Source organism: Jiulongibacter sp. NS-SX5 (genome assembly GCF_052828545.1).
Genome location: NZ_CM128248.1, coordinates 264,610 through 290,116, shown reverse-complemented (window position 1 = coordinate 290,116; position 25,507 = coordinate 264,610). Strand labels below are relative to the sequence as shown.

The 25,507-nt window shown below is 38.9% G+C and carries 18 protein-coding genes; 15 read left to right on the top strand and 3 right to left on the bottom strand.

Translation table 11 applies throughout. The annotated features are described in order from the left end of the window. Positions 1-108 precede the first annotated feature (108 nt). From yidC to ACUXV0_RS01120, 6 genes are all read left to right on the top strand, one after another. The gene (gene yidC / locus ACUXV0_RS01145) at positions 109-1,959 is read left to right on the top strand and encodes a membrane protein insertase YidC (protein WP_446191219.1); all 1,851 of its coding nucleotides are present in this window, start codon (positions 109-111) and stop codon (positions 1,957-1,959) included. Between the two features lie 74 nt (positions 1,960-2,033). Continuing rightward, complete coding sequence (locus ACUXV0_RS01140) at positions 2,034-3,701, top strand: ABC transporter substrate-binding protein (protein WP_446191218.1); 1,668 nt, start codon at positions 2,034-2,036, stop codon at positions 3,699-3,701. A 6-nt stretch (positions 3,702-3,707) separates the two neighbouring features. Beyond that, complete coding sequence (hemL, locus tag ACUXV0_RS01135) at positions 3,708-4,994, top strand: glutamate-1-semialdehyde 2,1-aminomutase (protein ID WP_446191217.1); 1,287 nt, start codon at positions 3,708-3,710, stop codon at positions 4,992-4,994. Position 4,995: 1 nt separating this feature from the next. Beyond that, positions 4,996-5,973, top strand: a complete 978-nt coding sequence (locus ACUXV0_RS01130) for a glycosyltransferase (RefSeq protein WP_446191216.1) — start codon at positions 4,996-4,998, stop codon at positions 5,971-5,973. A gap of 83 nt (positions 5,974-6,056) precedes the next feature. Further along, complete coding sequence (locus ACUXV0_RS01125) at positions 6,057-7,823, top strand: ABC transporter ATP-binding protein (protein ID WP_446191215.1); 1,767 nt, start codon at positions 6,057-6,059, stop codon at positions 7,821-7,823. A 189-nt stretch (positions 7,824-8,012) separates the two neighbouring features. After that, entirely contained in the window at positions 8,013-9,230 is a 1,218-nt protein-coding gene (locus tag ACUXV0_RS01120) for a WG repeat-containing protein (RefSeq protein WP_446191214.1), read from the top strand. A 113-nt stretch (positions 9,231-9,343) separates the two neighbouring features. On the opposite strand, the gene ACUXV0_RS01115 is transcribed toward ACUXV0_RS01120, so the two are convergent. Both ACUXV0_RS01115 and ACUXV0_RS01110 read right to left on the bottom strand, forming a co-directional pair. Beyond that, positions 9,344-10,216 (bottom strand): AraC family transcriptional regulator, encoded by an 873-nt coding sequence (locus tag ACUXV0_RS01115; protein WP_446191213.1) that lies wholly within the window; start codon positions 10,214-10,216, stop codon positions 9,344-9,346. A gap of 87 nt (positions 10,217-10,303) precedes the next feature. After that, entirely contained in the window at positions 10,304-10,642 is a 339-nt protein-coding gene (locus ACUXV0_RS01110) for an L-rhamnose mutarotase (protein WP_446191212.1), read from the bottom strand. Positions 10,643-10,949: 307 nt separating this feature from the next. On the opposite strand from ACUXV0_RS01110, the gene ACUXV0_RS01105 reads away from it, so the two are divergent. After that, entirely contained in the window at positions 10,950-12,179 is a 1,230-nt protein-coding gene (locus ACUXV0_RS01105; RefSeq protein WP_446191211.1) for a tyrosine-type recombinase/integrase, read from the top strand. Between the two features lie 4 nt (positions 12,180-12,183). Here the strand turns inward: ACUXV0_RS01105 and ACUXV0_RS01100 are convergent, their stop codons facing one another. Further along, entirely contained in the window at positions 12,184-13,161 is a 978-nt protein-coding gene (locus ACUXV0_RS01100; protein ID WP_446191210.1) for a hypothetical protein, read from the bottom strand. A gap of 138 nt (positions 13,162-13,299) precedes the next feature. Here ACUXV0_RS01100 and ACUXV0_RS01095 point away from each other — a divergent pair, with 138 nt between their 5' ends. From ACUXV0_RS01095 to ACUXV0_RS01060, 8 genes are all read left to right on the top strand, one after another. Beyond that, positions 13,300-14,337 (top strand): hypothetical protein, encoded by a 1,038-nt coding sequence (locus tag ACUXV0_RS01095; protein ID WP_446191209.1) that lies wholly within the window; start codon positions 13,300-13,302, stop codon positions 14,335-14,337. Between the two features lie 209 nt (positions 14,338-14,546). Further along, the gene (locus ACUXV0_RS01090) at positions 14,547-14,846 is read left to right on the top strand and encodes a helix-turn-helix transcriptional regulator (RefSeq protein ID WP_446191208.1); all 300 of its coding nucleotides are present in this window, start codon (positions 14,547-14,549) and stop codon (positions 14,844-14,846) included. Continuing rightward, the gene (locus ACUXV0_RS01085; RefSeq protein ID WP_446191207.1) at positions 14,843-15,130 is read left to right on the top strand and encodes a helix-turn-helix domain-containing protein; all 288 of its coding nucleotides are present in this window, start codon (positions 14,843-14,845) and stop codon (positions 15,128-15,130) included. The genes ACUXV0_RS01090 and ACUXV0_RS01085 overlap by 4 nt, the downstream gene beginning before the upstream one ends. Further along, positions 15,123-15,725 (top strand): BT4734/BF3469 family protein, encoded by a 603-nt coding sequence (locus ACUXV0_RS01080; RefSeq protein WP_446191206.1) that lies wholly within the window; start codon positions 15,123-15,125, stop codon positions 15,723-15,725. Before ACUXV0_RS01085 ends, ACUXV0_RS01080 begins: the two co-directional genes overlap by 8 nt. 2 nt (positions 15,726-15,727) lie before the next feature. Next, a complete protein-coding gene (locus tag ACUXV0_RS01075; RefSeq protein ID WP_446191205.1) occupies positions 15,728-17,482 on the top strand; it encodes a DUF3987 domain-containing protein in 1,755 nt (584 codons plus the stop codon). A 117-nt stretch (positions 17,483-17,599) separates the two neighbouring features. Further along, positions 17,600-20,521 carry an N-6 DNA methylase gene (locus ACUXV0_RS01070; protein WP_446191204.1) on the top strand — a complete coding sequence of 974 codons (2,922 nt, stop codon included), beginning with the start codon at positions 17,600-17,602 and terminating at the stop codon, positions 20,519-20,521. Next, positions 20,521-21,768, top strand: a complete 1,248-nt coding sequence (locus tag ACUXV0_RS01065) for a restriction endonuclease subunit S (RefSeq protein ID WP_446191203.1) — start codon at positions 20,521-20,523, stop codon at positions 21,766-21,768. The genes ACUXV0_RS01070 and ACUXV0_RS01065 overlap by 1 nt, the downstream gene beginning before the upstream one ends. Beyond that, a complete protein-coding gene (locus tag ACUXV0_RS01060; RefSeq protein WP_446191202.1) occupies positions 21,765-25,505 on the top strand; it encodes an AAA family ATPase in 3,741 nt (1,246 codons plus the stop codon). The genes ACUXV0_RS01065 and ACUXV0_RS01060 overlap by 4 nt, the downstream gene beginning before the upstream one ends. Positions 25,506-25,507 lie beyond the last annotated feature (2 nt).

Here is a 25,507-nt window from a genome sequence, read left to right as displayed (position 1 = left end):
ATTCTCGCCAATTATCCTTTATATCCTCACTTAATCACTTTTTGCTTCTCCCACCTCAAAGTTTTTTACGACTTTTGCAGCAAAATTTTGTTACAACAAACCTCCTAAATGGAAAAATTCGATAAGAACTATATCATTGGGTTCGTTCTTCTTTTTGCGATGTACGGTACTTATATGTACTTCTACCCGCCTACCACTCCGGAACCAACAGAAGAGACAGCCCAAACAGAAACAGTTTCTCCTTCAAACTCATCAAATACAATTGCCGCGACATCTGTAGAACTCGATTCTGCTGCCATTCAGGCCAAATACGGCGATTTTTCAGCTGCCGCAAGCGGTGAAGCCACCGAGCTAACTCTGGAAAACGAGCAATTGATCGTTAAACTTTCCTCAAAAGGCGGAGCCATAAAAGAAGTGGTTTTAAAGAACCACAAAACTTATGATGATTTCATCTTGAATAATGATGAGCCTTTGGTGCTTATTGATGAGAATAATTCTAAGCTTGATATTGAAGTCAATACTCCTAAAGGTCCTGTAAAGATCAATGAACTTTACTTTGCGGGAGAGCAAACAGGTAACTCAGCAGTATTTAAATTGGCACTAGCCAATGGACAGATCATTGAACAAACCTATTCACTTCCGGAAAAAGGCTATGCCCTAGACTACGATTTAAACTTTAGTGGTACTGCCGGCAGTATCAATAACGACCCGATCAAAATCAATTGGGAAAATAAGCTGAAACGTCTGGAAAATGACCTTAACGAAAACCGCAAAGCTGCACAGATCAACTACCTTCAGGCCGATGGTGATTTTGAAGATGTTGGTTTAGGAAGCGTTGGAAACGAACAAGAAACCGAAGAGGAGAATGTTCGCTGGTTCAGTTTTAAGCAAAAATACTTTACTTCTGGCTTGGTCTCAGAAAACCAGGATTTCCAGAATTTCTCTTTGGAACTGAATACACCGACCAATGACAGCACAGTGGTAAAAGACGCCATTGTTTCTGCTCAATTACCGATGCAGAGTGCCAATAGCATGAAGTTCTATTTCGGACCTAACGAAATGGCTGAGCTGAAACCCGTAGCAGAAGGCTTCAATAAAAACCTTTACCTAGGATATGACATCGTAAAGCCAATCAACAGATTCATTTTTGTTCCTTTGTTTAATTGGCTGGAAGGCTTTTTCTCCAATTATGGCTTCCTGATTATTGCGGTAGTATTATTAATCAAACTGACACTAACTCCTCTTCTTTATAAGTCTTACACCAGTTCGGCTAAAATGAGAATTCTAGCTCCTGAGATAGCAGAGATAAAGGAAAAAGTAGGTGACGATCAGGTTAAACAGCAACAGGAAACCATGAACCTGTACAAGCAAGTGGGGGTGAGTCCGCTAAGTGGTTGTGTTCCTATGCTACTTCAAATGCCTATTCTTATGTCGGTCTTCTTCTTATTCCCGAATATGGAGATGTTTAGACAGAAGAGCTTCTTATGGGCCAAAGACTTGTCTACCTATGATGCACCAATCAGCTGGGGATTTGACATCCCGGTTATTGGAAATCACTTGAGTTTATTCGTGGTTTTAATGACCTTATCCAGTTTGGCATTTACCTACTATAATAACCAGATCACTCCTGCTCAGCCGGGCCCAATCGACATGAAAAAATTGTCGTACGTGTTCCCGCTTGTTTTCTTCTTTGTACTGAATAGCTTCCCTGCGGCATTGAGTTTCTATTACCTGGTATCTAACTTGGTAACTATTGCTCAGCAGTTAATAGTGAGAAGATTTGTAGATGAGGATAAAATCAGGAAGGTTCTGGATGAGAATAAACGGAACTACGCCAAAAAGCCGAAGAAAAAGAACAAGTTCTCTACTTACCTTGAGAATCAGTTAAAAGCTCAGGAAGAAGCCAACAGGCAGAAAGCCAAAGAGCTAAAGGCTAAGAAAAACAAGAATAAGAGATAATCACAAAAGATGTTCTGTGTTTGATTGACACAGAACATTTTTGTTTTTTTACATCCTCACTATAATCTGCATCTATGCGATTCATTTTTGTGCTTGCCCTTTTTTGTAGTCTACAGAGTATGGCTCAGTTAAATGCTGACCAGTATCTGATCAGATATAAAGAAGGAGTGCAAGCGTATGCTGCGGGGCAATATGCCACTGCAATGGACATTTTCACCCCTTTAACCTCCAGAGACTATAATAATGCTGCTTCTCCTTATGTCTTGTACTACTACGCTTTAGCATCTCTCGAAGATGGTAAAGGCTATCAGGCAAGAGCTACTTTGAGAGATCTAATGCTCAGGTATGAAAATTGGGAAAAGCTGGAAGAAGCCTACTACCTCTATGCCTACAGCAATTTTGTGGACAATTATTATGATGAAGGACTTTCATACCTGGAACGTCTCAACGACAAAAAACTACAGGAGGATGGTGAGGTTTTAAAGAAAAAATACATTAACCAATTAGACAATGTTCTTCTGCTGAAGGAGCTTAATGAGAAATATCCGGCAGACGAACTGATAGCCCGACAACTCGTTAAAAAAATTCAAGCCAGATCTTATAACACCAGAGCAGACCTTGAACTTTCAGATCTACTTACGAATAGATTCAAAATTGAATCAGAAGTCAAGAAAAAAGTAAAGTCTGAAGGTGCTGTTTTAAGCAGACCTTATGATGACGATGTAATTGATTTCGGTGTGCTACTCCCTTTTGATCTGGATGATTTTGATGTCTCCAAAGCAGCCGGTTCCAGACGTTTCGTTTATGATTTATATACAGGCATGAAGCTGGCTGAGCAAAAGCTGAAAGCCGAGGAAATCAATGTAAGAATTTACGGTTTTGATGTCGGTCGTACAGCAGAGAGTATTGAGAAATATACCGCTGATGATGACTTCAAAAAATTGGATATAGTGGTTGGCCCTTTGTACGGAAAACCAAATGAGATCATTGAGGAGTATGCTGAAGAAAATTCAATGTATCAGGTGCACCCTATTTCTAACAATAGCACTTTGGTCAAAGATTTTGAATCAAGATTCCTGCTACAGTCCTCTAATGAAGTAACCTCTCAAAAAACTCTGGCTTTTGTTAGCACATTAGGTCTTGATAAGACTGTTTGCATTTATCATGACGGAAGCCGAAACGACTCACTACTAGCAGATGCCTATGCTTTTGAAGCCAAAAAACAAGGTTTTAAAGTACTGCAGGTTTCAAGTATTTCAGTACCCGAAGATATCCAGGAAGGATTAACGCCTGGTCATGTTTTCATCACAGGGAATACTGGCTTTGGTACAAAAGCAATGAGAATGCTCTCTCAGAAAGGAATTGACAAGGTCGTATTTTCTACTTCCGGAGCTTTTAATTTGGAAACTATAAGCAGAGGATATTTAAATAGAGAACTTTATTTAATCTACCCTGAGTTTACCAATTCAGAGAGTAAAGAGTTTAAAGATTTCAAGAGAGCTTACATCAAAAAAATGAATGCTCTGCCTTCATACTATACCTATTTAGGATATGACTTCGTCATTTTCTATGGTAGAATGATGAAGGATGGCAAAGAAATTTTCAGATTGAATATGGATGAAAGTCCAGACATGAACGATCTACTTCTTGCCGGATTTGACTATTCAAATAAAAGCTCAGAAAATCAAAAAGTGCCAATTGTGAAGTACAATCACGGCATGTTTGAAATTGTAAATGACTAATTGACTGTGGGAAAGAAAAGTGCAGAACTATTTAGCAAAGCTCAAAAATACATTCCGGGTGGAGTAAACTCTCCTGTTAGAGCTTTCAAGGCCGTAGGTGGCAATCCTCTATTTATTGAAAGAGCCAAAGGAGCATACCTGTATGATGTGGATGGTAATGAATACATCGACATGATCAACTCCTGGGGACCGATGATCTTGGGGCATGCTTTTGGACCGGTAGAGAAAGAAGTCAAGAAAACTCTGAAGAATTCCTTTTCTTTTGGTGCTCCTACAGCACTAGAAGTAGATATGGCCAAAATCATCACGGAGATGGTACCCTCTGTAGAGAAGGTCAGAATGGTCAACTCAGGAACAGAGGCCACGATGTCTGCCATTCGTGTAGCCAGAGGATATACAGGGCGAGATAAGATTATCAAGTTTGAAGGATGTTACCATGGTCATGGCGACTCTTTCTTGATTTCAGCAGGAAGTGGAGCTATCACTATGGGCGAGCCCGATAGCCCTGGAGTAACGAAAGGTACAGCTAAAGACACCCTTCTGGCTCCTTATAATGATTTAGATGCTGTCAAGAAGTTGGTAGAAGCCAATAAAGGCGAAATAGCCGCTATAATTCTTGAACCGGTTGTTGGAAACATGGGCTGTGTACTACCACAATTTGGTTATCTGGAAGGACTGAGAAAAATCTGTGATGATGAAAAAATCGTCTTGATATTCGATGAGGTAATGACTGGCTTCAGACTGGCTGCAGGAGGTGCTCAAGAGCGTTTTGGAGTTACGCCAGACATGACCACCTTAGGCAAAATTATCGGAGGTGGAATGCCTGTAGGAGCCTACGGTGGCAAAGCTGAAATCATGGAATTTGTTAGTCCGGCGGGTCCTGTTTACCAGGCTGGTACACTTTCGGGTAATCCGATGGCCATGGCCGCCGGTTATGCCATGCTCAAACACATACAAGAAAATCCAGGTATTTATCAAAAGCTTGATGAGATAGGCGATGAACTGGTGGGTGAAATTGAGAAGGCTGTTAAAAAGCTGGATCTACCTTATACCATCAATCACATCGGGTCTATGTACAGCCTGTTCTTTACAGATAAAAAAGTAACTGATCTGGAAACGGCGAAAACTACCAATACTGAATTGTTTGGAAAATACTTCCAGGCTATGCTCAAAAAAGGTGTTTATCTGGCTCCTTCGCAGTATGAGAGTCTTTTCTTATCCGTGGCTTTAAAGCCAAAGCAGATGAAGCATATTCTTAAAGCTCATAAGGAAAGCTTAAAAGAGATACATTAAGATGCCGGCTTACAGTGTCATTACTCCCGTTTATAACAGACCTGCCGAAGTAGATGAGCTGTTAGAAAGTTTGACACGCCAAACTTTTACTGATTTTGAGGTTGTAATTATAGAAGATGGCTCCACAGAAACTTGTGAAGAAATTTGCCAGAAATACTCTGATCAGTTAAGTATTCATTATTTCTTTAAAGAAAACAGTGGTCAGGGCTTTTCCAGAAATGTAGGATTTAAGAAAGCCACTTCAGACTATTTTGTCCAGTTAGATTCTGACGCTATTTTGCCTGAAGACTATTTTGAACAGGCAGACCAAGCCATTAAAAGTGAAAAATTGGATGCATTTGGAGGACCAGACAAAGCTCACCACAGCTTCACTCCTATCCAGAAAGCAGTGAATTACGCCATGACTTCACTTTTTACCACGGGTGGCATCAGAGGAAAAAAGAAAAATATGGGTGGAAAATACACCCCCAGAAGTTTCAATTTTGGCCTGAGTCGAGCTGTTTGGGAAAAAGTAGGTGGATATAAAATCACTCGCATGGGTGAGGATATTGAATTTAGCCACCGAATTATCAAAGCTGGTTTTAAGGTTGGATTTATTGAAGACGCGTACATCTATCATAAAAGAAGAACCTCTTTCAAACAGTTTTTTAAACAACTCCATTTCTTTGGCAGGGCACGGATTAATATCACTCGCTTTTTCCCTGAACAGCTGAAGCTTGTACACGCCTTCCCCATGGCGTTTACTCTCTTTATCTTAAGCCTTCCGTTCACTTATTTATTTGCTAAGCAACTATTCAATATTTCATACCTACTCTTAGTAGCCTACTTCTCATTGATTTTTATCGATAGCCTGAGACAAAGCAAATCCCTCTGGGTGGCACTTTTGAGTGTTCCGGCATGTTTTATTCAGCTGTTTGCTTACGGTCTCGGCTTTATAGAGGAAGCAGGAAAAGGTTTACGTCTGCAGGAGAAATCGTAAATTCGGGTGGGCATCTTGGTTCTCTGGTTTATGGAGAACATTTTTCAATTAGTTAGGGTTTTACAAGGGTTAAGTAGCATACATTGAAAGAAGAAAAAGTAAGCGGTAAAATTTTCGATAGAGCAGTCTTAAAGAGATTACTCACTTTTATAGGACCATATCAGTCGAAGTTTATTTTACTGGTGGTCATTATTTTAATAGGTGCCGGTTTGTCGCCCGTTTTACCTCTTCTGATTAAATACACCATTGACGGCCCCATTAGTCAGGGAGATCAACAAGGCCTAACCAAAATGTTGATCATTATGATCTCCGTTTTGTTTGCCACCTCCCTACTCGCTTTTTTCAATACATACCTGGCAGGCTGGCTAGGGCAAAGCATCATTCGCGACATTAGAATTCAGCTTTACGATAAAGTGATGAGCTTGAAGCTGTCGTTTTTTGACCAAACTCCCATTGGTAGACTGGTAACTCGTACTATCTCAGATATTGAAACCCTCTCCAATGTATTCAGCTCAGGCTTTGCGGCTATTGCAGGGGATATACTTCAATTGGTGCTCATCATCAGTGTTATGTTTTACACCGACTGGCGACTATCATTAATTAGCCTGAGTACAATTCCCTTAATGCTTTTAGCCACCTATATCTTTAAAGAGAAGGTCAAGAAGTCTTTCAACCATGTCAGGAATGCTGTTTCTAACCTAAATAGCTTTGTTCAGGAACAAATTACGGGGATGAATCTGGTGCAAATTTTCAATTCTGAGGATATATCCTACAGGAAGTTTGTGGAGATAAATAAGAAGCATCGTCATGCCAATATCAGGTCAATACTCTACTATTCTATTTACTACCCAGTGGCCGAGGTAATTTCAGCCTTAGGAACTGGTCTGGTGGTGTGGTATGGTGCAAAGCAAATTATTGATCCCGAGATGGATGTCACTTTCGGTACCATTACAGCCTTTATCATGTTTATCAATCAGTTTTTCAGACCGATTCGGATGATTGCTGATAGAGTAAATACCCTTCAAATGGGTATTGTAAGCACAGACAGGATCATCAAAGTTCTTGATAGTGAAGAAATTATTCCAAATAATGGAAAACTAGAAGCCGGTTTAAAAGGTGAAGTGGAGTTTAAGGATGTCTCTTTCGCATATATAGATGATAACTACGTTCTCAAAAATATTTCTTTCAAAGCGAATATTGGGGAAACAATTGCCTTTGTTGGGGCTACAGGTGCCGGCAAAAGCTCCATCATTAATCTTTTGACCAGATTCTATGAGATCAATGACGGTCAAATTTTGATTGATCAAAAAGATATTCAAGAGTATGATAAGTTTCATTTGCGTCAGCAAATAGGCATGGTACTGCAAGACGTCTTTTTATTTTCTGATACAATTAGGAATAATATCACTTTAGGAGACACTTCAATTACCGATAATCAAATTATAGAAGCGGCTAAAATGGTAGGCATACATGAATTTATCATGCAGCTACCCGGAAATTATGAATATAATGTAATGGAAAGAGGAACCACACTCTCTGTAGGCCAGAGACAGCTCATTTCTTTTGTGAGAGCCATGGTTCAGAACCCTAATATCATTGTACTTGACGAAGCTACTTCATCGGTAGATACTGAATCTGAGGAACTTATACAAAATGCCATTTCTAAACTTATGAATGGCAGAACGGCAATTGTCATTGCACACAGGCTGAGTACTATCCAAAAAGCGGACAAGATAATTGTAATAAACTCAGGAAAAATTGTAGAATCTGGAAACCATGAACAGCTTTTGGAAGCCAAGGGCTATTATTCAAATTTGTACGAGATGCAATATCAAGCAACTCTGGCATAGTTTTAGCAATCCGACAACACACACATAACCCATTTGTTATTAAGCGGTTACATTATCACGAAGCTATTCCTATTCGTACATTTAATATTTAAATTCGTCACAAATTCCCAAAATAATATTCAAAATCAAGCAGACCGAATAAAGTTTGGCACACCTTTTGGATAAATAGTTCATGTAAACGAAACTTACATGACAGTTACTTTGACCAAAACTAAAACTACTATACTGGCTTTCATCATGATGATGGTAGCACAAGTATCAATGGCTGACACCGGGAATTTGCCACTCTCTACATTCAATGCGGGATATTCATTTCATGATGGCCTGGCTAAAATTAAGATCAATAACAAATTTGGTTATCTGAATAAGGAAGGCATTCTCATTATAGCTTGTAATTATCAATATGCATCAGACTTTACAAATGGCTTTGCCATTGTAAAAGAGGATAATAAGTATGGTATCATCTTAAAAAGTGGTAAAACGCTATTAGAGCCAACATATGACTATATAGAGCCATTCGAAGATAACAGAGCTGTCTTTAGAAAGAATAATAAGTTTGGGTTCCTTAATACAAGTGGTGAGGAAATTATCCCAGCCACGTATGAAACAGCAACTTCATTTGTAAACGGTCTTGCAGTAGTTACTCAAAATGGCAAATCAGGTTATATCAATACTGCAGGTGAGGTAGTCATTTCTCCTCAATTTGATTTTGCTTTAAGTTTCACTGAAGGCTTAGCACCAGTTAGAAAAAATGGTAAGTGGGGATTTATTGACGAGAAAGGCGATATCAAGATTGAATGTACTTACGAACAGGTATCAAATTTCAAGGAAGGAATGGCCACAGTAAGATCTAACGGACAAACTCAAGCAATTGATACCGAAGGGAAAGTGTTCTCAAAGAAAAAGTTTGACAATATTTCTGCATTTGAAGATGGTCATGCCTTATTCACTATAAACGGAAAGTTTGGTATCGTCAGTAAGAAAGGTAAAATCAGAGTAGAGGGTGTCTCACATCTGTTTCAGGCCTCTGAAAACCTTTACGCATTCAGTAGAAACGAGCTTTGGGGTTTTATGGATAAAAACGGAAAAGAAATAATTACTCCAATTTATGATCACGTGGGAGACTTTAAAGAAGGTTTAGCACGTGTACAGTTAGAAGGTAAAATCGGTTACGTAGACCAAACGGGTCAGGTGATAGTACCTATCATATATGATAAAGCAGAAGACTTCTCTGATGGTTTTGCCTCAGTGAAAATAGAAGATACGTATTACTTTATAAACCGAATGGGCGACGAAGAATTGGCTCTTGAACTTGACAGAAAGTCTGTTCCTGAGAAAATCATCGTTCAGGTTAATCGTAATAAAATGTTATTTCTTAACGGACAGCTAACTGCATCAGTTAAGTAAAGATTTAGTAGTAGTAAAGTTTCAATTTGTCAGGATAGCGGCTCGACTTTGTTGGGTCGCTATTTTTTTATTCCTCACCCTGCTAGGGCAACTTTACTTAAATTGATTTCGATTTAAAACGGCGAAGATTTTTTCAATTTCAGATGATTGACGTACTCTTTAGGGGTTTTGTGAGTCAATTTTTTAAAGATTCGGGAGAAATTCGAGAGATTATTAAAGCCACTTTGGTAACAAACCTCCGCTATATTTAAGTCTGTCTCTGCCAATAACTTACAGGCTTTGCCAATTCTAAGCTCATTGATAATGGTCCCGTAGGTCTTATTCGTGGTCTTTTTGATGTATCTGCAAAAACTATAAACACTCATATTAGCCACAGCCGCTACCTTCTCAAGGCTTATTTCATCTTTATCGTAGTTTTCCAGCATATAATCATAGACCTTATTTAGTCGATCTTTGGCTGTTGAATTAGAGATTTTCTCGTAACCATAACTTGAAATCTGCTCTACGTCCTCAGAACTACTTAATTGATTCAACAAACCTAGAAGAGCCAAAACCTTTGGCATTCCCTTCTCATCTATCATACTTCTGAAGTACGCCTCTAATTGAGGTTTATCTACGTTATTGGAGAACTTAAGTCCATGAACAGATCGTTTGAGCAAATGCTTCAGATCAGCCATTTCTTTATTTTCTATAAAATGACCACCGAAATAGCTTGGATGAAACTGCAACACAAAAGCCTTACTATCAGAGGACTCCTTAAAGATAAAACGATGTGGTACACCAGAACCGATGACAAACACCTGCCCGCAAGAGAAATCTACAAATCGATCACCGATAAACGCCTCTCCTTTTGAATCATCTATCAAAACGATTTCAATTTCATCATGATAATGCAAAAGTTCTTCAAACCGCGGGTCACGATCAAGCCTGCAATGGATACTATTCCCTTGGGTTTCTGGTACCAAAACCGCTTCTGCGTACTTCATAGTATAGTCAAAGGAGTTTCTGAATACACAAACCTACAATATGTGACGGAAAAACATTAAAACAGGTCAAAAATGAATTAAAAATGTTTAGTCCGGCAGCTGAAAAATCTTCTCCATCAACACCCATTTCTCACCAGGCTTGGCTCCTGGAACAGGCTGCTGAAATCCCCACATAAGTTCTTCCCACCCCTGAACCTTTAGGTCTTGATTGATCTCCGCTTGCTTCTCAAAGGAAAAGGAATCGCTCACATCCATGATCATAAACATTCGATTGCCAAAAAGGTAGATTTGCATATCCAGCACACCTGCTTCTTTAATGGTCTCCTTAATTCTAGGCCATAGGTTCCCCTCTTCATGGTACCACTTATACTTTTTGATCAGTTCTGGTTGATCCTTCAAATCACAGGTTAAACAGTATCGTCTCATAACTGAAATTAAAACTAAATAATGAGAGATGAGGTAAAGGTGAGTGAGAACAATTCAGAAGAATAAAAAAAAGACCGAAACTTTCGTTTCGGTCTTTTTTGAGCCTCCTGTCGGGATCGAACCAACGACCTACTGATTACAAGTCATTATCAATTACCTTCTCTTATTTTCCTATATTTTCTTATTATCTCATTATAAGCATTTTACAAATAACTATTTTGCTTTTAATTTCCTATTCCTGTTGTTTATTATCGAAAATGTATGCAAATTGTATGCAAATAATAAGGTAATTGAAGCAACTAAAACCATGCAAAGAGTAAGCACACAGGTAATTCTTGACTCCCGTTTCCAGAAGAAAGACGGAACTTACGCAGTCAAATTGAGAATAACTTTCAACCGTCAGCAGAAACACTATACCTTGCCTATTTCTTTAACCGAGATTGATTGGCTCAAATCACAATCCATAAAAGCGAAGGGAGAACACAAAGAAAATCAACTATACTTTGCCAAGATAGAAAACAAAGCCAATGAAATAGTGAAGTCAATATCAGACTTCTCCTTTGCTGAATTTGAGAACAGGTTCAATAAAAAGCCCTCAAAGACTAAAGACGTTTTCGAATACTTTGAGAATTACATCGAGAAACTCAAATCTGAAAAACGAAGTGGAACAGCTGACAGCTACAAGTGTTCATACAATAGCATCCGCTCATTCTTTAATTCTAAGAAGAGGAAAAAACTACCTTTTCAGGAAATCACACCGGAATGGCTTCAGAATTACGAAAACTGGATGAAGGAAACCGGTAAAAGCGTGACAAGTACGGGTATTTATCTTCGAAGCTTAAGGACCATGTTCAATATGGCTATTGAAGACAATGTTATTTCCAAAGACTCCTACCCTTTTGGTAAAAGGAAATATGTTATCCCGGCAGGAAGAAATATTAAAAAGGCTCTCAAGATTTCTGAGATCAAACAAATCATTCATTACGCCACTCAAACAGAAGCCGAAGAAAAAGCCAAAGACATTTGGATGCTCAGCTATCTTTGTAATGGTGCCAATATGAAAGACATTGCCCTGCTAAAATGGTCAGATATTGACTCTAGCAAAATCACCTTCATCAGAGCCAAGACAGCCAGAACAACAAAGCAAAGTTCAAAACCAATAGTTGTTATGCTTATGCCGGAGATTAAAACTATTATCGACAAATGGGGCATTCCTTCGAACGATCAGGATGACTTTGTTTTTGGTGTTATTGAGAAGAACGACAGTTCTGAAGATCAACTCAAAAAGACCAGACAGTTTATTAAGACCACCAACAAATACATGAAGCGAATCGGTGAAAAATTGGAGCTCGATTTGAAGCTAACCACTTATTCAGCCCGTCACTCTTTTGCTACTGTTCTAAAAAGGTCTGGAGCTCCTGTTGAATTTATATCAGAAAGCCTGGGCCACAAAGACCTCCGCACCACCGAGAATTATTTAGATAGCTTTGAGGATGAGGTGAAAGAGAGCTATCAAAGAAAATTGCTTGATTTTTAAAAATTCAGAAAAACACTACCACTTTAAAACTTCCACCTTTAAGGTAGCGATTTATAAATAAGTCCTGATTATTGTAATCAATTTCACTACTTGAAACCAAGGTAGAACCATCCGGAAGAGTAAATTTTTTACCTTCAAATTCCCTAAAATAACTTACAGGTACTTTGTGAAAAAAGTGCTCCCTTGTTACACTAAGATGTATGTTTGGATTTAAGGCATAAGTTAACCCAAGCCCTCCCTCAATGGCTTTATTAAAAGTTAACTCTTGCTGAGCTCTTGAAAATTCAAGTACATTGAGATTAGCTGTAATACCTGTTTTATCTAAAATATTTCCAACTAGAAATTTAACTGCAACAAGTTTTTGTATTTCTCTACGATGTTGTCGCAACTCTTTTTTACCAGCCTTATCAGCATTTGAAATCCATTTATTAATAAGCTGCAAATAGGATACCGCCTCCACCATGTGTTCACCATTTGAATAGTAATCTTTATCAGTTGGCATAAATGCTTGATCCTTCAAAGGCTTATCTTCTTCCAAAGAAAAATGATCATATTTCGCCATATTCCGTATCATAAACTGCTCCGGTAAAGAAATATCCTTAACTTTCAGAGTCTTATAATGCTCCGCCAAATGCAGAAATATTGATTGATTTAGACGTCTAGAAATTGGATCAGAATCAAACTTGGGATTAAATAGAATCGAAGTAGAAAGAATAAGTCCGCCATTATCTAGCTGAGAGAAATAAAGAGAACTGTCTAAAGGAGAAACACTAGGCAAAATATAATTCATGGCACTTGTATCACTCATACCTCTGTATCCCAAACTTATTCCAAACTTCACAGTCTTATCGGTGAGCTTTTGAATTTCCTCACTCAGTTCATTTAGCTTTTTAGTTACCTCCTCCTCTTCTTGAGCGGAAGCATTCAACAAACCTAGGGTTACAATAAGAGCAAAAGTAATTTTGATCCTTAAAGGCTTCATAGTTCTTTTTTTGTAAACTTACCCTGGTTCAACTATTCATAATAGGGGAATTTTCCCGTATTTAGGATAAGTATATTTGAGGTGGAGTGACAGTTATTACTTCTCCAAAAATTCAAGAGTTATCAATATCCCATACCAATGACCTCCCTCGCCACACTCAAAGAAATCCTTTTCGACAAAAACCGCCCATGGTTGCAGGAAGACAAATCTGAGGATTATTTCCAGTCTCAATTACTTGACTTGAAAGAAGCTCCTGTCACCTGTGGTTCTTCATTTGTAATTGATGCATTTCCACGACCGTTTAATTCAAAGACCCGGTATTACAAAAGGTTCATTGACAATGAGCTTCAAAAATTACTTAAACACTACTTTGAAGAAATCCTTCCAGAAACCAACCAGCAGGTTCTGAAATACCTAGCTTTAACGATACTTGAAAGGCAGTTAAAAACACTGTTTACAGATTTATCAAGGATTATCATTGAGTTTGATTTCTCTCCTTCTTATATCGATTTCAAAAAGACCTCCTTAGCACAGGATGCACATCATAAAGCCAATACCTACATAATCCAATATCTTAAGCAGGCATTTATTCAGCTTTATCTTGAAATCCAATTGAAACTAGATAAGATCGTCCAAGAACCTTTGACTTTGGAAGACATCTATCTCCAATTATTGAATGAAACCCTACAAGAGAAGACCTTTATCAAAGAAAGAGAAATCAAAGAAGAGTTTATTCCAGAAAGTATTGAAAAGCCTAATGTTTCAAAACCTCAGAAATCAGAAACAGATTTCATTCCTATTCAAGATGAAGTTCCAAACGCAAGACCTTCAAAATTGAATTATTCGGTCATTCGTAACCGCGGAAGGTTTGCAGACGTTGAAACAAACTTAAAAGAAGATGGATTAATAGACATGGATTACAATTTTATCAAAAGCAGGAAGAAACAGAACAACCGTAAGCTTGCAGCAATCATTAAAATTCTCATCCAAAAGAATTACTTCAAGAAGAACATCTACGGCCTCAAAGGTGATGTTACTCCGAATCAAATTCGTGAGTTTATTGAAAACCGGTACAGTACTAACATTGCTCAAGAGTTTCGAAAAATAACTGAAGATCAAATTCAAGAATTTAAGGATAATTATCGTTGGATTGACCAGCTCCGCACACTCTCATAATATGGTATTATGTTCTTTTAATACCGTTTTGCACCTTTAGTTAATACCACATATTTTGTTTTTCTCCTCATTTACAGTCACTTAGACTGGTACTAAAACTTTGCCCCTTAATACCGTTCTAAGCTAGCCAAATTTGTACTGCTCCCCCACGAAGGGGGATGGACAACACCGGTGAAGTCCTTTTGAATCACTCATAATTGAGAATCATTATGGACGCGATTTTAGATCGTTTAAACAGACTTGAGGAGCTTATTAAAGAACAAAGCCTAAGTCAGAAAGAAGTTTTAAACTTCACAGAAGCAACCATTTATTTGGAGCTTTCTGCCTCGCACTTGTACAAATTAACAAGTAGCGGCACCATTCCATTCTATAAACCGAATGGCAAAAAAATCTATTTCAAAAGGTCAGAATTGAATGAATGGTTATTGAGCAACCGTCAGCAGACCACCACTGAAATAGAGTCTATTGCAGAAAACTTTAAGATTAAAAAAGGAGGTGGGCAGTCATGAATGAATTGACCTTAATCCTCCAAACGCTCAGACAGGAAATTGAAATCCTCCGAGCTTATTTGTCTGCTTTTCAGACATCAGCAGTTAAACAATTACAGGCCAACTGGCTTGATGGGCAGGATGTAATGCAAACCTTACATATCAGTAAGCGTACACTACAATACCTGAGAGATTCCGGCACTCTTCCTTATAGCCGCATCAATGGAAAATTCTACTACAAGGCTGATGACATCCGGGCCTTATTAGATACTAACTACGTAAACAAAGGAGGTGACCATGCATAAGCCAGAGTTAACGGGCTGGGCTCAAGTACCCAAGTTTAATGAGCGTTCACCTGAGCACCTCGCCACCATTCCCAGATTCAGCTTTTTTGAACCTCCCATTCAAAACATTCATCCAAAAAAAGAAATCAATTTGATGGATGTATTCTTCTTAATCAGAAATGAATCAAAAAAGCAAACACATGAATTACGGGAAGCTTCTGACAAGAAAATTCAGAGAAAGATCAAAGCCTCTAAATTCTCCTATGTCACTTTCTCAGGAGTCTTTTCTTCCAGAAATGACCATAGTTTGTTAAAGCATTCAGGTCTAATCTGTCTTGATTTTGATCACTTACCGGATGTGCAAGCGGTGCGGGAAACTTTACTGTCAGATTATTATTTCCCTACGGAGCTGCTCTTTGTTTCGCCTTCTGGCGACGGACTTAAATGGGTGATCAAAATAGACATTGCCAAAAACTCCCATCAGGAATGGCACACGGCAATTGGCAATTACCTTAATCAGACCTATGGCCTGCAAATCGATAGTGCTGGTAAAGATGTATCCCGTGCCTGTTTTCTCCCTAATGATCCTATGTTGTACCTAAATCCCCACTATTAATTATGAATACTGATACTTTTAATGTTGCAGACTGGCTTAATCCTAAGTCAGATAAAAAGCCTATCGAGCCAAAAACTTATACTGCAGTACCGGATAAATACCAGGAAGTGGAACACCTCATAGCTGAGATTGTTTCAAAGGGAATTGATCTTACCTCCTCTTACGAGGATTGGAGAAATATCGGTTTCGCCTTATCCGAGGCTTTTGGAGAAAATGGCAGAGAATTGTACCAGAAAGTCAGCAGTCTTTATCCGGACTATGATTCTTCTGAATGCAATAAACAATTCAATAATTGCCTCAAAGCAAAGGGTTCAGGAATAAACCTGAGTACCTTGTTTTACCTGGCAAATAATGCCGGGGTTACCGTAAAAACGCCAGGCTTCAGTTCTCCTTTCTCAAAACCCACAAGCTCTAAACCAAAGCCCATAAAAGTCGAAACCGAGAACGTAAGCTTACCCACGCTACCAGATGAGATATTCCTCAATCTCCCGGATTTTCTAAAGAAAGCCACTCAAGTAGCAGAATCCAACGAAGAACGCGACCTGCTGCTTTTAGGCTCATTGGTAACCCTCAGCTCAGTTATACCTTCGGTATATGGTTATTACCATAAACAGAAATGTTTTGCAAACCTTTTCCTTTTCATCTCTGCTCAGGCGTCTGCTGGTAAAGGCCGCTTAAACCATTGTCGTAAGCTCGTTAAACCAATACATGACCAGATTAGAGAGGACGGCAAAAAGCTCAAAAACGCCTATGAGCTGGAATTGTCAAATTATAACGCCAATAAGAAAACACAGCCTGACCTGGAAAAACCTTCTCAGCCTCCAATGAAACTACTGTTCATTCCGGCAAACAGCAGCTCTGCAGGTTTCTTTCAATTACTGAGTGATAATGAAGGAAGAGGTTTACTTTTTGAAACTGAAGGCGATACACTTGCAAATACCCTCAAAAGCGATTACGGCAATTACTCCGATGGCTTTAGAAAAGCGTTTCACCACGAGACCATTTCGTATTACCGTAAAACCGACCGCGAACATGTGGAGCTAGAAAAGCCTTGTATTACCGCTGTTCTTTGCGGTACTCCGATGCAGATTCTAAACCTTGTTGACGGCACTGAGAACGGCCTATTCAGCCGCATTATCTTCTATCACATGACCTTACAGCCGGTTTGGGCAGATGTTTTCAATTTTGAAAATGCCGTTGACCTCGATGACTATTTCTATGATCTCGGAAAGGAGTATCAGACAATTTATAATGAATTACAGGCCATGCCGCCCATTCAGTTTAGTTTGAGCCGAGATCAGCAAATCGCTTTCAATCAGTTTTTCTCACAGAGCTTTCAGCAATATTATAACCTAAAAGGTGAAGAGTACGCTTCTGTCATCCGTAGAATGGGATTAATAGCCTTTCGCTTTGCCATGATTTTGTCGGTTACAAGACTTATGGATTCCGGGGAAATCCCAAGCATTTTGACCTGCGAACAAGCCGATTTTGAAACCGCTTTATCCATTGCCGGAACGCTTTTGATTCATTCCAGCTATGTGCTGAATCAATTGCCTGCAACACAGAAACCACAAAAACGCCAAAATAAGCGTGAGCAATTCTATGAGGCCCTTCCCGCCAAATTTAACCGCCAAAAGTATCTGGAAGTGGCTAGTGAGCTAGGCATCAAAGAGAAGACGGCAGAAAGTTATATCACCCGGTTTGTAGATGGGGCTTTGGTACATCGGGAAGTCAAGGATTCCTATTTGAAAACTTGAAATATTCCTTTGCCTTTGACCCTAAAATCACCTTTTTCGTACTTCATAATTTAAAAGACACCACGACCACGTAAATAGTTAAAGCAAATCCTAGAAGATTTTCAAAACTTCAAGCAAATGAATAAAGACAAGATAAAATTATCACAGCTGGAGAGCTTTCTTATGAAAGCTGCTGACATACTTAGAGGAAAGATGGATGCTGCCGAATACAAGGAGTTCATCTTTGGTATGCTATTCCTCAAAAGAATGTCAGACGTGTTTGACCAGAAAAGAGAAAAGCTTAAAAAAAAGGATTACAGCCACTTGGATGCTGAAACCTTAACCGAAATCCTTGAAGATAAAGACACTTACGGAGACACCTTCTTTGTACCACAACGAGCACGATGGAATGAGGGCTTCACAGATGAAAACGGCAATCAACAACCACCCATAAAGCATTTACAAAGCAATATCGGGCAAATGCTCAACAAGGCTTTGGATGCAGTAGAAGAATCTAATGCCGACACCTTAGCAGGTATCTTCAAAGGTCGTATCAACTTCAACAAAGAGGTGGATGGAAAGCAAATCGTGAAGAATGCTGACCTAAAAAAGATGATAGACCACTTCAATGAGTTTCCTAAACTGGTCAATGAAAACTTTGAGTTTCCAGATTTATTGGGAGCTGCTTACGAATATCTACTAAAACACTTCGCAGATGAAAGTGGTAAGAAAGGCGGTCAGTTCTACACACCTAATCAGGTAGTAAGGCTATTGGTTCAGTTAATGAAACCTAAGTCAGGTATGTCTATCTACGACCCTACGGTTGGTTCGGGTGGTATGCTCATTCAATCACACCAATATGTCGAAGAGCAAGGACAAAATGCCGAAGATATGGAACTGTTTGGTCAAGAAAGCGACCCTACAGTTGTAGCTATCTGTAAAATGAACATCATCCTACACAACATTACTAAATATACCATCGAGTTTGGAGACACCTTAGATACGCCATTAAATGAAAGCGGTGGACGACTAATTCAATTTGACCGAGTGATTGCCAATCCTCCGTTCTCGCAGAACTATACCAAGGCGACAATGCAATACCAAAATAGATTTACCTATGGTTTTGCCCCTGAGTCTGGCAAAAAGGGTGATTTAATGTTCGTACAGCATATGTTGGCGAGTTGTAAGTCCACAGGTATGGTAGTGGTGGTAATGCCTCACGGAGTATTATTTAGAGGTGGTAAGGAAAAAGAGATTAGAGAAAACCTACTTAGAGCAGACGTACTGGAAGCAGTAATCAGCTTACCTCCACAATTATTTTATGGTACAGGTATCCCTGCCTGTATAATGGTATTCAACAAGAGTAAGCCCGACCACCTTAAAGACAAGGTCTTTATCATCAATGCAGATAAAGATTATGCAGAAGGCAAAAAACAGAATACACTGAGACCAGAGGATGTAGAGAAAATAGACTATGTGTTTACCAACAAAATTGAAGAAAAGAATTACTCCCAACTAATTGATGTTTTCAAACAAGACGATGGGAAAATAAGCATTGAAGAAAACGATTGGACACTAAACATCAGAAGATATGTAGATAATACACCACTGCCTGAACCCGAAGATGTAAAAGCTCACCTAATCGGTGGTATTCCCATTCCTGAAATTGAGAATGTACAAGAAGTGCAAGCCCATAAGTTCAATTATGATGGAATGCAGTTGTTTCAAGCTCATAACGACCAGTACAAACACTTTGCTATCTCTGATAAAGCTGCCATCAAGGAGCATATAGAAAATGATGGCAATGTAGAAGCAGTTTTAACACAACTGGGTATTCACTTAGCCGATTGGTGGCAAGAAGCTAAAGAAGATTTTTCTACCCTGGCTCCTAAAATAGAGCCAGAAGCAGAACCTGCAGACGACAACATAGTAGCCGAAGGCATTTCTAACTATGTACGTTTATCTGGCGATAAATTCCCAAGAGTAAGAAAAGAGTTGCTCAACTCTTTGAAAGAAAAGTTTGTGCCTGTAGGCATATTAGATCAATACCAAGTAGCAGGGGTTTTTGTAAACTGGTGGGACAATATCAAGTACGACCTCAAAACCATTATGCAAAATGGCTGGGATGTAGATTTATTAGCAGATGATTATTTGATAGAAGCCTTCTTTAAAAGTGAAAAAGAAGAACTGGAAGCCATTGAAATTAAACAATCTGATTTTGAAAGCCAGTTGGAAGAAGCTGTAGAGGAAGCTCTGAATCTGGTGGAATACGAACCCGATGAAGAAGAAGGTGAAGTAAAGCAAACGCCTAAACTGGCAAAAGACCAGCTCAAGGCAGAAATCGCCTATTGGGTAGATGAAAAACAAAATGTCGAAGCAGCTAAACCCTACCAGGAACAAGACAAAAAAATAAAGAAGCTCGAAAAAGAAATAAAAAGTTGTAAAGACCAAACCAAGGAAAAAACGGCAGAACTCAATCTAAAGCTGGAGTTAAAACGGTATGGGAGTAAAGACGTAAAAGCGGAGTTTGAAAAGCTACTGAAAGCTGCCCTAGATGAAATAGCAGACTGGGATGAAAGCATACAAAATCATATAGCAGATTTTAAGGACGAATTAAAAGACACCACTGACTACGATAAGATTAAAAAATCTGTAACTGCTTTTGAAAAAGAACTCAAAAAAGCCAATAACCGTCCAGAACTATTACAACAAGTACTCAATGTAAAAGCAGAGTTTAAGACCCTAACCCGTAGCTACAATGCACGAGTAAAGGACACTATTATCATACAGGACAAACTGGATAGCATTGATGAGTTACTCACGGCTATTGGTGGGCAAATTACTACGGAAGAATGCAAACGCTTAATCCTCAAAAAACACTTTGATATTATCAACAACCAACTCCAACGCTACCTCAATGCTGAAAAGCGAGTACTGGTCAATGCTTACAACAACCTATTTGACAAATACCACACTTCTGCCCAAGCCATAGAACTGAAACGTGAGGAAACGATGGCTGAACTCAATGATTTTCTCACCCAACTAAACTACCTCAGCTAATGGAAAACAGGCAAGTACATATTCCCCAAGGGTGGTCGGAGTTTCGTTTGGCTGATATAGTTGATTATGAACAACCCTATAATTACACTGTGGACTCAACAGAATACAATAATGATTCTGGAATTCCTGTATTGACAGCTGGAAAATCTTTTCTGCTTGGTTATACTACAGAGCATCACAATGTTTACAAAAACACACCTGTAATTATTTTTGATGACTTTACCACAGATAGTAAATATGTTGATTTTCCATTTAAGGTGAAATCTTCTGCAATGAAGTTCCTGAAACCTAAATTCCCTAAGGAATTAGATATTAGGGTCTTGTTTGGGTTTATTATTAAATCTAAAATTATTGAAACAGGTGGAGACCATAAGAGGAGATGGATTTCGGAGTTTAGCAAAAAAAAGATAGTTCTGCCCCCTTACAAGGAACAAACCCAAATCGCCACCATCCTTTCTAAGGTAGATGAAGCCATGTCCCAAACTGAGCAGCTTATTGCTAAATATACCCGCATTAAAACGGGGCTAATGCAAGACTTGCTCACCAAGGGTATAGACGAGAACGGAAACATCCGTAGTGAAGAGACTCACGAGTTTAAAGACAGCCCTTTGGGCAGGATTCCGAAGGAGTGGGAATGGTCGGTAGTATCAGATTTGTGCAGTGATATTTTTTTAGGTTTAACCTCAAAAGTTGATTATGTTGAGTCTGAAGGGTTCCCTTTAATTAGGGCAACGGATGTAAATGATGGTGTCTTATCTTTTAAAAATGTGTTGTCAATTTCTGAAAAGCAGCATAGAAAATTAACTAAGCATCGAAAAGCTAAAAAGGGTGACGTTTTGATAACTAAATCTGGCACTCTGGGAATTTGTGCCTTAGTAGATACAGATAGAGAGTTTAGTATATATGAAAGTATCATTGTACTACAACCGAACTTAGAAAAGCTTGAATCTAATTATTTGTTATGGTTGCTCCGTAACAAACCAACACAGGATACCCTTTTAGGTGCGAAAGTTGGTTCTACTGTAGGTCATTTGAATATAATTCAATTTCGCGAATTAAAAGTTGCAGTTCCTAATCCTCTTGAACAAAGAGCTATAGGAAATATGATTACTAAAGTCGATATGACTTTAAGAACCTTTAAGATTGAGTTATCCAAACTCCAATCCCTCAAAACAGGCTTAATGCAAGACTTGCTGAGTGGTAAGGTAAGGGTCAATCATCTCATTAAAGAAACAGCAAGTGTATGAAGCATAATCCAAGATACAGTCTAAAGCATTTATCCATAAGAGTACCCTGGCACGATAATGCCTGGAATGGCTCAGTATGCTCCAACCCCAAAGCCAATGGAGCTTGCCTTATCTTGAAAAATTGTGCCCTCAACCGTAACGATGAAAAAGAACAAAGCTTAGCTGGAGAATTACTCAGCAACCTTGAGGAAAAAGATTATCCCGTATGTATCGGCGAGCGAGCTACCTTTATGGCCCCTTTTGCTATCCATAAAACCTTAACGCATCCTTATTCAGAGAAATCGTCCGAAACTCATGGTCATCTAAAACCAACAAGGGTAAACTTTCCACCATACTCAGCACCTGGCGTTCCTTTTTATTGGATGCGAAAAGAGAATGCTCGTGAATTAGCAAATAGATTTGATCTAAACTTTGATGAATCAATTGAGCCAGATTTAAACTGGGAGAAAAATAAGGATAGAGGCTGGGTACAAGAAATCCACAATCAAAAAGCACTACTCAATTGCTTTTTCGAGCATCTGCAAGCAGATAGCTCTTTGGTCTTTTTCTATGCAAAGCAAGTACCTTTCGTAGAAGAATCAGGCAGGGTATTGGCAGGTGTAGGACGTATCAAAAAAATCATCTCTTCAGAAGCCTATGAAGGCAGCAATAAACGATTTGGAGCGGCCTATTGGGAGCATATGATATTGCACTCCATCAGGCAGGATAATAAAGATGGGTTCATTTTGCCCTATCATCAAGCCCTTGAATACCAAAAGGAGCATCCAGAGTTTGACCCTGCTGAATTAGCCGTAGTTGTACCCTCAGATAAGCAGTTTGAGTTTTCCTATGCTACCGAACACGTGAGTAATGATAGTGCCATACGAGTATTATTAGACTGCATACATTCCCTTGAAGAAGCGGAGAAATTAGGCATTGGAGAAAACCACCAACAAAGCATTCAATGGATACATAATGAAATAGCCAAATTAGAAAAACTAAGAGGTGTGTATCCGGGTATGGGAGCAGCTCTTTGTGCCTTTGGCATAGAAAAAGGACATTTTGTAGCTGCCGAAATCATCAATCAATTAGAAGAAGAACAAAACCCTTGGACGCTGTTTGAGCAAGGCTTAGATAATCCCGAAGGTATATTATCTGAAGCAGTGGCAGCTTTAATTCCATTTAATGCTAAAAAGCTATACCAAGGACTCCGAGAAAAAGCAACCCCTACTCGTATCCAATTCTTGCATCTATTAAGTCGATTTGATTTAAGTATAGAGCAAGCCACCCAACTCTTTGTTCAAGAAGAACGAGAAAAACTGGGCATAGAACGGCAAGACGCTGAATACTTAACTAACCCTTATCTACTCTACGAAGATTTACGTTTTACGCTATCTCCTATTGCGTTAAGCACGATTGATTTAGGCTTATACATTAAACATCCACCTGAGGATATATTGCCTACAGGTCTTGTGTTTGATGACCCATTGCATTCTTTCCGCATCAGAGCATTAACCATACAGCAGTTAGAATGGGCAGCCCTTTCAGGGCATAGTTTGTTACCACGAAAACAGTTGATTAATCAGATACGGGAATTAGCTATTACCCCTTTGTGTCCTGTAAATAGCGATTACTACGAGTTAGCCGAAGATGAATTTGACAATGCCATAATCTTGGAAGAAATGCTTTCTGGTGAACGTGCCTATCAATTATCAAGATTGGCAAAAGCGAGAGCCGTTATCAACCAAAAAGTAAGTGATAGAGTAAATGGAAAACGCTTACCATTAGCTGCCAATTGGGCAAAACTCTTAGCTACTGCTTTAGACCCTTTTACAGAAGGAAAACCTGACAGCCAAGAGCAAAAAGCCCGAAAAGAAAAAGCCGCAGCCTTAAAGGAAATAGCAGAAAGTCGTTTCTCAGTTTTGATTGGTCCAGCAGGTACGGGAAAAACCACCTTACTCACCATACTGGCAAGCCAAGAAGAGGTCGAGACCAAAGGTGTACTCTTATTAGCTCCTACGGGAAAGGCAAGGGTGCGGATGGAAGAAGTCGCCAAAGATTTGAAAGTGACTGCCAAGACATTGGCTCAATTTCTTTCTTCTTACCATAGATACAATGGCGAAATACAGCAATATGTATTCTCCGACCAGTATTGTGAAGGCTTATATGAAACCGTCATCTTAGATGAAGCCTCTATGCTCACCGAAGAAATGTTAGCTACCACAATGGATTGCATCAAAGGTGTAAAACGTTTCATTTTAGTAGGCGACCACAGACAATTGCCACCCATAGGAGCTGGCAGGCCATTTGTAGACATCATACAATTTTTAAAGCCTGAAGGTATTGATACGGCTTTCCCTCGTACAGGTATAGGTTATGCGGAATTGACCATCAAAAGAAGACAAGGCGGAGCCAAGAGAGAAGATTTACAATTAGCCGAATGGTTTAGTGGTGAAGCATTAGAACCAGGAGCGGATAGTATCATTAATCAAATTCTGACTACACCTAATTCTCAATACCTGAGGGTAGAACATTGGGAAAATGAATCTGATTTTGATACTTTATTTGAAAACGTATTAGTTGAAGAATTGGGCTTGGATTCTATAGAAGATGTTCAAGCATTCAATCAATCTTTAGGCTCTACAGATGGTAGGTATTTTAATTTTAAAGAAGCGGCCAAAGTAGCTGAATCTTGGCAAATATTGTCCCCAGTAAGAGAAAAGGTATTTGGTGTTAAAGCGATAAACCGAAAAATTCATAAACTCTTCAGAGAAGATAAAGTCTCTTACGCCAGAAGCCGATATGGAAAAATACCAGTTCCTATAGGTTTAGAAGAAATAGTATACGGTGATAAAGTCATCAATCTCTTAAATTCTCGAAGAAACCAAAAAGATGTTTATCCACAAGATGGGGCTTTAAATTATGTCGCTAATGGCGAAATAGGAATGGTTATAGGTCAATTTAAGACCAAGCGAATGACCTTTGAAGGGAAACCGAAGAATACCGAAATTGAGTTTACTTCTCAAAAAGGATATAAATATTCTTTCAAATCGTGGGAGTTCGCAGAAGAAGGAAACAACCCTTTAGAATTAGCATATGCCCTGACAGTTCACAAAGCACAAGGAAGTGAATTTGGTAAAGTATTCCTTATTGTTCCAAACCCTTGTTTTTTATTGTCCAGAGAAATGTTGTACACTTCTTTGACAAGGCAAAAAGTTAAGGTGATACTTCTTTTTCAAGGCAATGTGTTTGACATCAAAGAATTAGCCTCACCCTTAAAATCTGATACCCTTAGAAGAATAACCAATCTATTCGCCAAACCAGAATTAGTAGAGGTAGAAGGTAACTACTTGGAGAAAAACCTAATTCATCAAGCCAGTGATGGCAAGATGCTGAGGTCTAAAAGTGAATTATTGATCTATCAGAGATTATTAGATAACAACCTGAATCCACTTTACGAAAAGAAATTAATCATAAAAGAAGTAGAAAAACTACCTGATTTCACTATTGAAAATGAAGACTCTGGTGAGGTGTATTATTGGGAGCATTGTGGGATGCTGTTCGATGAAGAATATAAAGCACGGTGGGAAGAAAAATACCAGTGGTATAAAGACAATGACATCCTTGAAGAAGGTGGCCCTAACGGTACATTAATAGTCACTGAAGACAAAGCACACGAAATTCAGGACGGCAGTATCAGAGGAGCTATTTCTGTAAAAGAGATAGACGAGATTATTGCCAAAACACTAAAGAACTAAGA

What these genes read in the sequence shown, in the direction of transcription:
- ACUXV0_RS01100 (WP_446191210.1), bottom strand. Translation starts at nt 13,161, where the DNA reads ATGAAGCCTTTAAGGATCAAAATTACTTTTGCTCTTATTGTAACCCTA.
- ACUXV0_RS01085 (WP_446191207.1), top strand. Translation starts at nt 14,843, where the DNA reads ATGAATGAATTGACCTTAATCCTCCAAACGCTCAGACAGGAAATTGAA.
- ACUXV0_RS01130 (WP_446191216.1), top strand. Translation starts at nt 4,996, where the DNA reads ATGCCGGCTTACAGTGTCATTACTCCCGTTTATAACAGACCTGCCGAA.
- ACUXV0_RS01060 (WP_446191202.1), top strand. Translation starts at nt 21,765, where the DNA reads ATGAAGCATAATCCAAGATACAGTCTAAAGCATTTATCCATAAGAGTA.
- ACUXV0_RS01090 (WP_446191208.1), top strand. Translation starts at nt 14,547, where the DNA reads ATGGACGCGATTTTAGATCGTTTAAACAGACTTGAGGAGCTTATTAAA.
- ACUXV0_RS01140 (WP_446191218.1), top strand. Translation starts at nt 2,034, where the DNA reads ATGCGATTCATTTTTGTGCTTGCCCTTTTTTGTAGTCTACAGAGTATG.
- ACUXV0_RS01080 (WP_446191206.1), top strand. Translation starts at nt 15,123, where the DNA reads ATGCATAAGCCAGAGTTAACGGGCTGGGCTCAAGTACCCAAGTTTAAT.
- ACUXV0_RS01120 (WP_446191214.1), top strand. Translation starts at nt 8,013, where the DNA reads ATGACAGTTACTTTGACCAAAACTAAAACTACTATACTGGCTTTCATC.
- ACUXV0_RS01095 (WP_446191209.1), top strand. Translation starts at nt 13,300, where the DNA reads ATGACCTCCCTCGCCACACTCAAAGAAATCCTTTTCGACAAAAACCGC.
- yidC (WP_446191219.1), top strand. Translation starts at nt 109, where the DNA reads ATGGAAAAATTCGATAAGAACTATATCATTGGGTTCGTTCTTCTTTTT.
- ACUXV0_RS01070 (WP_446191204.1), top strand. Translation starts at nt 17,600, where the DNA reads ATGAATAAAGACAAGATAAAATTATCACAGCTGGAGAGCTTTCTTATG.
- ACUXV0_RS01110 (WP_446191212.1), bottom strand. Translation starts at nt 10,642, where the DNA reads ATGAGACGATACTGTTTAACCTGTGATTTGAAGGATCAACCAGAACTG.
- ACUXV0_RS01065 (WP_446191203.1), top strand. Translation starts at nt 20,521, where the DNA reads ATGGAAAACAGGCAAGTACATATTCCCCAAGGGTGGTCGGAGTTTCGT.
- ACUXV0_RS01115 (WP_446191213.1), bottom strand. Translation starts at nt 10,216, where the DNA reads ATGAAGTACGCAGAAGCGGTTTTGGTACCAGAAACCCAAGGGAATAGT.
- ACUXV0_RS01105 (WP_446191211.1), top strand. Translation starts at nt 10,950, where the DNA reads ATGCAAAGAGTAAGCACACAGGTAATTCTTGACTCCCGTTTCCAGAAG.
- ACUXV0_RS01075 (WP_446191205.1), top strand. Translation starts at nt 15,728, where the DNA reads ATGAATACTGATACTTTTAATGTTGCAGACTGGCTTAATCCTAAGTCA.